The organism is Pseudoalteromonas sp. 2CM39R, from assembly GCF_023161845.1.
On sequence record NZ_JALNTM010000039.1, the window covers coordinates 25286 to 32914 of the forward strand.

The 7629-nt window shown below is 44.4% G+C and carries 4 protein-coding genes; all 4 read left to right on the plus strand.

Features of this window, described 5'->3' with window-relative positions; genetic code table 11:
- Positions 1-57: 57 nt before the first annotated feature.
- The 4 genes from rpoC (at position 58) to fusA (ending at position 7507) form a co-directional block, all read left to right on the plus strand.
- The gene (gene rpoC, locus MTF66_RS36990) at positions 58-4230 is read left to right on the plus strand and encodes a DNA-directed RNA polymerase subunit beta' (RefSeq protein WP_248530212.1); all 4173 of its coding nucleotides are present in this window, start codon (positions 58-60) and stop codon (positions 4228-4230) included.
- Positions 4231-4422: 192 nt separating this feature from the next.
- Positions 4423-4797: a 30S ribosomal protein S12 gene (rpsL, locus tag MTF66_RS36995; protein WP_010367657.1), complete on the plus strand. Its 375-nt coding sequence runs from the start codon at positions 4423-4425 to the stop codon at positions 4795-4797.
- A 97-nt stretch (positions 4798-4894) separates the two neighbouring features.
- Complete coding sequence (gene rpsG, locus MTF66_RS37000) at positions 4895-5365, plus strand: 30S ribosomal protein S7 (RefSeq protein ID WP_036971557.1); 471 nt, start codon at positions 4895-4897, stop codon at positions 5363-5365.
- 27 nt (positions 5366-5392) lie between these two features.
- Positions 5393-7507 (plus strand): elongation factor G, encoded by a 2115-nt coding sequence (gene fusA, locus MTF66_RS37005; RefSeq protein ID WP_248530213.1) that lies wholly within the window; start codon positions 5393-5395, stop codon positions 7505-7507.
- Positions 7508-7629 lie beyond the last annotated feature (122 nt).

The window sequence follows — 7629 nt, forward strand, 5'->3', positions numbered from 1 at the left end:
TAGAATGTAGGGGCGATTGGTTCGCCCTCAAGATTAACCTCCGACAGGAGAGCTAAGGTGAAAGACTTACTTAAGTTTCTGAAGCAACAAAATAAGACCGAAGAATTCGATGCAATTCGCATTGGTCTTGCTTCGCCAGATATGGTTCGTTCATGGTCATACGGTGAAGTAAAGAAACCTGAGACAATCAACTACCGTACTTTCAAGCCTGAGCGCGACGGCTTATTCTGTGCCCGTATTTTCGGCCCAGTGAAAGATTATGAGTGTTTATGTGGTAAATATAAGCGCCTTAAGCACCGTGGTGTTATTTGTGAAAAGTGTGGCGTTGAAGTAACGCTTACTAAAGTGCGTCGTGACCGTATGGGCCACATTGAGCTTGCGAGCCCAGTTGCGCACATTTGGTTCTTAAAATCATTACCGTCACGTATCGGCTTAATGCTAGACATGACACTTCGTGACATCGAGCGCGTACTTTACTTCGAATCATTCGTAGTAACTGAGCCTGGTATGACAACGCTTGAGCGTGGTCAGCTTTTAGGTGAAGAAGAGTACCTAGATGCACTAGAAGAGCATGGTGATGAGTTTGAAGCGAAGATGGGTGCAGAAGCAGTATTAGACTTGCTTCGTGAACTTGATCTTGGCCAATTAATTGCTGAAATGCGTGAAGAGTTACCAACAATTAACTCTGAAACTAAGCGTAAGAAGATCACTAAACGTCTTAAATTAATGGAATCTTTCCACCAATCAGGTAACAACCCTGAGTGGATGATCATGACAGTACTTCCAGTACTTCCGCCTGATCTACGTCCATTAGTACCACTAGACGGTGGTCGTTTTGCGACTTCTGATCTGAATGACCTTTACCGTCGTGTTATTAACCGTAATAACCGTCTTAAGCGTCTATTAGATCTAGCAGCACCAGACATTATCGTACGCAACGAAAAACGTATGTTACAAGAAGCGGTAGATGCGCTACTTGATAACGGTCGTCGCGGTCGTGCGATTACAGGTTCTAACAAACGTCCTCTTAAATCGCTTGCTGATATGATCAAAGGTAAGCAAGGTCGTTTCCGTCAGAACTTACTTGGTAAACGTGTAGATTACTCTGGCCGTTCTGTAATCACAGTAGGTCCTACGCTTAAACTACACCAGTGTGGTCTTCCTAAGAAGATGGCACTTGAGCTATTCAAACCATTTATCTATGGCAAATTAGAGCGTCGCGGCATGGCTACGACTATCAAAGCTGCTAAGAAGATGGTTGAGCGTGAAGTGGCAGAAGTATGGGATGTATTAGACGAAGTAATTCGTGAACATCCAGTATTACTTAACCGTGCACCAACACTTCACCGTTTGGGTATCCAAGCGTTCGAACCTGTGCTTATCGAAGGTAAAGCGATTCATTTACACCCATTAGTTTGTGCGGCGTACAACGCTGACTTCGATGGTGACCAAATGGCGGTACACGTACCGTTAACGCTTGAAGCACAGTTAGAAGCACGTGCTCTAATGATGTCTACAAACAACATCCTATCTCCAGCGAATGGTGAGCCAATCATCGTTCCTTCACAGGACGTTGTATTAGGTCTTTACTACATGACTCGTGATCGCATCAATGCGAAAGGCGAAGGTACTGTATTTAAAGATCCTAAAGAAGCTGAAAAAGCATACCGCAGTGGTAATGCTGAGCTACATGCGCGCATCAAAGTACGTATTAGCGAAACAGTTAACAATGAAGAAGGTGAAGCAGTTGAGCAAGTATCTATTGTTGAAACAACAGTAGGTCGTGCAATTCTTTCACTAATCCTACCTAAAGGCATGCCGTTTGAGTTAATCAACCAAGCCCTAGGTAAGAAACAAATTTCTGGCTTATTAAACGAGTGTTACCGTCGTCTAGGTCTTAAAGATACAGTTATCTTTGCTGACCAAGTAATGTACACAGGTTTCCACTACGCAATGAAGTCAGGTGTTTCAATCGGTATCGATGACCTAGTTATCCCACCGGTTAAAGCAGAAATCATTGAATCAGCGGAAGCTGAAGTAACTGAAATCAACCAACAATTCCAATCAGGTCTTGTAACGGCTGGTGAAAAGTACAATAAAGTTATCGATATCTGGTCACGTGTAAATGAAAACTTATCACGTGAGATGATGGCGAACTTATCAAAAGACACTGTAATCAACGCTAAAGGCGAAGAAGAAGAGCAATCTTCATTTAACTCAGTGTTTATGATGGCAGACTCAGGTGCACGTGGTAGCGCCGCTCAGATCCGTCAGTTAGCGGGTATGCGTGGTCTAATGGCACGTCCAGATGGTTCAATCATCGAGACACCAATCACGGCGAACTTCCGTGAAGGTCTAAACGTACTACAGTACTTCATCTCAACGCACGGTGCGCGTAAAGGTCTTGCCGATACAGCACTTAAAACAGCAAACTCGGGTTACTTAACGCGTCGTCTAGTAGACGTTGCACAAGACTTAGTAATCAACGAAGACGACTGTGGCACAGAAGATGGCTTAACAATGAAACCGCTTATCGAAGGTGGTGACGTTGTAGAAGCACTTCGTGAACGTGTATTAGGTCGTGTTGTTGCTGAAGATGTATTAATTCCAAATACTAACGAAGTACTTGTTAAGCGTAACGTTATGCTTGACGAAAAACTGTGTGACCTTTTAGAAGAGCACTCAGTGGATGAAGTACGCGTTCGTTCAGTAATCACTTGTGATAATGACTTTGGTGTATGTGCTAAGTGTTACGGTCGTGACCTTGCGCGTGGCCACATCATCAATCCAGGTGAGTCAGTAGGTGTTATCGCGGCACAATCAATCGGTGAGCCGGGTACACAGCTTACGATGCGTACCTTCCACATCGGTGGTGCGGCATCTCGAGCGTCTGCTGAAAACAGTGTACAAGTTAAAACTAACGGTACATTGAAGTTACACAATGCGAAGTACGTATTAAACACAGACGGTAAGATTGTTATCACGTCTCGTTCAACAGAGATCACTATCATCGATAGTTTTGGTCGTGAGAAAGAGCGTTATAAAGTACCTTACGGTGCGGTGTTAGCAGTACAAGATAATGCAGAAGTTCAAGGTAACGACATCGTTGCTACTTGGGACCCGCATAGTCACCCAATCGTTCTTGAGCACAAGTCAAAAATCTCGTTCAGCGACGTTGATGACTCAAATACCGAAGCACAAACAGACGAGTTAACTGGTTTAACACGTGTGGTTGTTAAAGACTTAGGTAAAGCGAATGCGAAAGAACCTAAACTAATCATCGAAAGCGATGAGCGTGGTCTGCAAGAAACACGTCTTCCTTCATTCACAACGATTGAAGTAACAGACGGTGCAACTGCAAACCCAGGTGACGTACTTGCACGTATTCCGCAAGAAGGTTCGAAGACTCGTGATATCACGGGTGGTCTACCTCGCGTAGCTGACTTATTCGAAGCACGTAAGCCGAAAGATCCTGCAATCCTTGCAGAAATCACAGGTACTATCAGCTTCGGTAAAGAAACTAAAGGTAAGAAGCGTCTTGTAATCACTCCAGCTGAGGGTGACGCATACGAAGAAATGATCCCTAAATGGCGTCAACTTAACGTGTTCGAGGGTGAGCAAGTGTCTAAAGGTGAGGTTATCGCCGATGGTCCTGAGTCACCACATGACATCTTACGCCTACGTGGTGTAACTCATGTAGCTAACTACATCGTTAACGAAGTGCAAGAGGTTTACCGCTTGCAAGGCGTTAAGATCAATGACAAGCACATTGAGACAATTATTCGTCAGATGCTACGTAAATGTATCATCCTTGACGGCGGTGACACTGAGTTCTTAGCCGGTGAACAAGTTGAAGTAGCACGCGTTAATATTTCTAACCGTGAACTTGAGAAACAAGGCAAGATCCCAGCGAAGTTTGAAATCCAGTTAATGGGTATCACTAAAGCGTCACTTGCAACAGAATCTTTCATTTCTGCAGCATCGTTCCAGGAGACAACTCGTGTCCTAACTGAAGCCGCTGTAAATGGTAAGAGCGATGAGCTTCGTGGTCTGAAAGAAAACGTAATCGTGGGTCGTCTGATCCCAGCTGGTACAGGCTTTGCGTATCACCAAGACCGTTTAAACCGTCGCAAGCAAGGTGAAATCGTTGAAGAGCAAACAGTAAGCGCTGAAGAGGCAACTCAAGCACTAACTGACGCACTAAACGCAGATATCTCTGGAAACCAATAATCTCAACTTAATCAATAGATTAAGAAATCGTAAGGCAGTTATCTTCTGCCTTACGATGAGTTAAGGTTGACAGGTTAAACTTTGCTCATTAAAATTCCGCCACCCATTTGCCTGCACGTTTTGTAACGAGCATGTAAACAGGGCGGATTTTTTATTTTTTCAGTAGTAATTTTAATTTCAGGAGCTATTTAAATGGCAACTATTAACCAGCTAGTGCGTAAGCCACGTCGTAGCAAAGTTACTAAAAGTAACTCAGCTGCACTTAAAGCTTGTCCGCAAAAGCGTGGTGTATGTACTCGTGTATATACAACTACACCTAAGAAACCAAACTCTGCATTACGTAAAGTAGCGCGTGTTCGCTTAACTAACGGTTTCGAAGTAACATCTTACATTGGTGGTGAAGGCCACAACTTACAAGAGCACAGTGTAATCCTTATCCGTGGTGGTCGTGTTAAAGACTTACCAGGTGTGCGTTTCCACACTGTACGTGGTGCACTTGACTGTGCCGGCGTTAATGACCGTCGTCAAGCTCGTTCTAAATACGGTGCTAAACGCCCTAAGGGCTAATGGTTCTCCGTTAGTAAGGCCAAGCACTAAATTTTTAAATTAATTGTTTTGGGTATTGACTCTAAAAGAGCAAACCTGAAGATACCGGAGATACAAAATGCCTAGAAGACGCGTAATAGGTCAACGTAAAATTCTTCCAGATCCTAAGTTCGGATCGGAACTTCTTGCTAAATTCGTTAACGTAGTAATGTTAGACGGCAAGAAATCTACTGCTGAAAAAATCGTTTATGGTGCGTTAGACGTGGCTGCTGAGAAATCAGGCAAGTCGCACCTTGAAATCTTTGAAGCTGCACTTGACAACGTTCGCCCACAGGTAGAGGTTAAATCTCGCCGTGTTGGTGGTTCAACGTACCAAGTACCAGTTGAAGTACGTCCAGTACGTCGCAACGCATTAGGTATGCGTTGGTTAGTAGACGCTGCACGTAAGCGTGGCGAAAAATCTATGGGCTTACGTTTAGCTCAAGAAATCGTTGACGCTGCTGACAACAAAGGCACTGCGGTTAAGAAACGTGAAGACGTTCACCGTATGGCTGAAGCGAATAAAGCATTCGCTCATTACCGTTGGTAATCTGCCCTTAACCTTTAAGAGGATCATATGGCACGTACAACTCCACTTGAGCGCTATCGCAATATCGGTATTTGCGCTCACGTAGATGCAGGTAAAACCACCACAACAGAACGTGTTCTGTTCTACACGGGTCTTTCTCATAAGATCGGTGAAGTACATGATGGTGCTGCGACTATGGATTGGATGGAGCAGGAACAAGAGCGTGGTATCACAATCACTTCTGCTGCAACAACGTGTTTCTGGAAAGGGATGGACGCTCAATTTGACGACCATCGCATCAATATTATTGATACACCAGGACACGTAGATTTCACTATCGAAGTAGAGCGTTCTTTACGCGTACTAGATGGTGCGGTAGTTGTTCTTTGTGCTTCATCTGGTGTACAGCCACAAACTGAGACTGTTTGGCGTCAAGCGAACAAATACGAAGTTCCTCGCATGATCTTCGTAAACAAAATGGATCGCACTGGCGCTGACTTCTTAACAGTTGTGGACCAGGTGAAATCTCGTCTTGGAGCAACGCCTGTTCCAATTCAGCTACCAATTGGTGCTGAAGACGACTTTAAAGGTGTTATTGACCTTATTAAGATGAAAGCCATTAACTGGAATGCCGAAGATCAAGGCATGACTTTCACTTATGAGGACATTCCGGCAGAGCTTCTGGAGCTTGCAGAAGAATGGCGTTCTCACATGGTTGAGAGCGCTGCTGAAGCATCAGAAGAACTAATGGACAAATATCTAGAAGGTGAAGACCTGACCGAAGCTGAAATTAAAGCAGCTTTACGTCAGCGTACATTAGCAAACGAAATTGTTCCAATGACGTGTGGTAGTGCATTTAAGAATAAGGGTGTTCAAGCTGTGCTTGATGCTGTTATCGAATATATGCCTGCGCCAACACAAGTGAAACAAATCCAAGGTATCGTTGAAGATGGTACTGAGGAAGAACGTCCTGCTGATGACAACGCACCGTTTGCCGCACTTGCTTTTAAGATTGCGACAGACCCGTTCGTTGGCACCTTGACCTTCTTCCGTGTTTACTCTGGTAGTGTTAAACAGGGTGATGCGGTATACAATCCAGTTAAAAGTAAGCGTGAGCGACTTGGTCGTATCGTTCAGATGCATTCAAACTCACGTGAAGAGATCAAAGTAGTCTATGCAGGCGACATCGCTGCGGCTATTGGTCTTAAAGACGTAACAACAGGTGAAACACTGTGTGATCCGAACTCAATCATTACGCTTGAGCGTATGGAGTTCCCAGAGCCAGTTATCTCTGTTGCGGTTGAGCCTCGCACAGTAGCTGACCAAGATAAGATGGGAATCGCGTTAGGTAAACTAGCGGCAGAAGATCCATCTTTCAGAGTACAAACTGACGAAGAATCAGGCCAGACTATTATTTCTGGTATGGGTGAACTTCACCTTGATATCATTGTCGACCGTATGAAACGTGAATTCAGTGTTGAATGTAACGTTGGTAAGCCGCAGGTAGCATACCGTGAAGCTATCCGTTCAGCTGTTGAAGTTGAAGGGAAGTTTGTACGTCAATCAGGTGGTCGTGGTCAATATGGTCACGTCTGGCTTAAACTTGAACCGATGGATATTTCGGATGATGAAGCGCCAACTTACGAGTTCGTTAACGAAATCGTTGGTGGTGCCGTTCCTAAAGAATACATCCCTGCGGTAGACAAAGGCATCCAAGAGCAAATGTCTCAAGGTGTGCTTGCAGGCTACCCATTACTTGGCGTTAAAGCGACTCTATACGATGGTTCATTCCATGATGTAGACTCGAATGAAATGGCATTTAAGATTGCAGGTTCAATGGCGATGAAGAAAGGTGCGCTTGAAGCAAACCCAGCTCTTCTAGAACCAGTAATGAAGGTTGAAGTTATCACTCCTGAAGAAAACATGGGTGATGTAGTTGGTGACTTAAACCGTCGCCGCGGCATGATCGAAGGCATGGAAGAAGCATTCGGTGGTCTTAAGCAAGTTAATGCGCAAGTACCACTTTCTGAAATGTTTGGTTATGCAACTGATCTGCGATCTGCAACACAAGGCCGTGCATCTTACTCTATGGAGTTTTTGAAGTATGCAGAAGCCGCTAAAAACGTTGCAGATGCAATAATTGCAGCTCGCGCTGTTATATGATTTAGCTTGTCTGGCCCAATAGTGGGTCAGGCGTTAATTTCTTTATAGGAATTTTTTAAGATGGCAAAAGAAAAGTTTGAACGCGTAAAACCGCACGTAAACGTTGGTACAATCGGCCACGT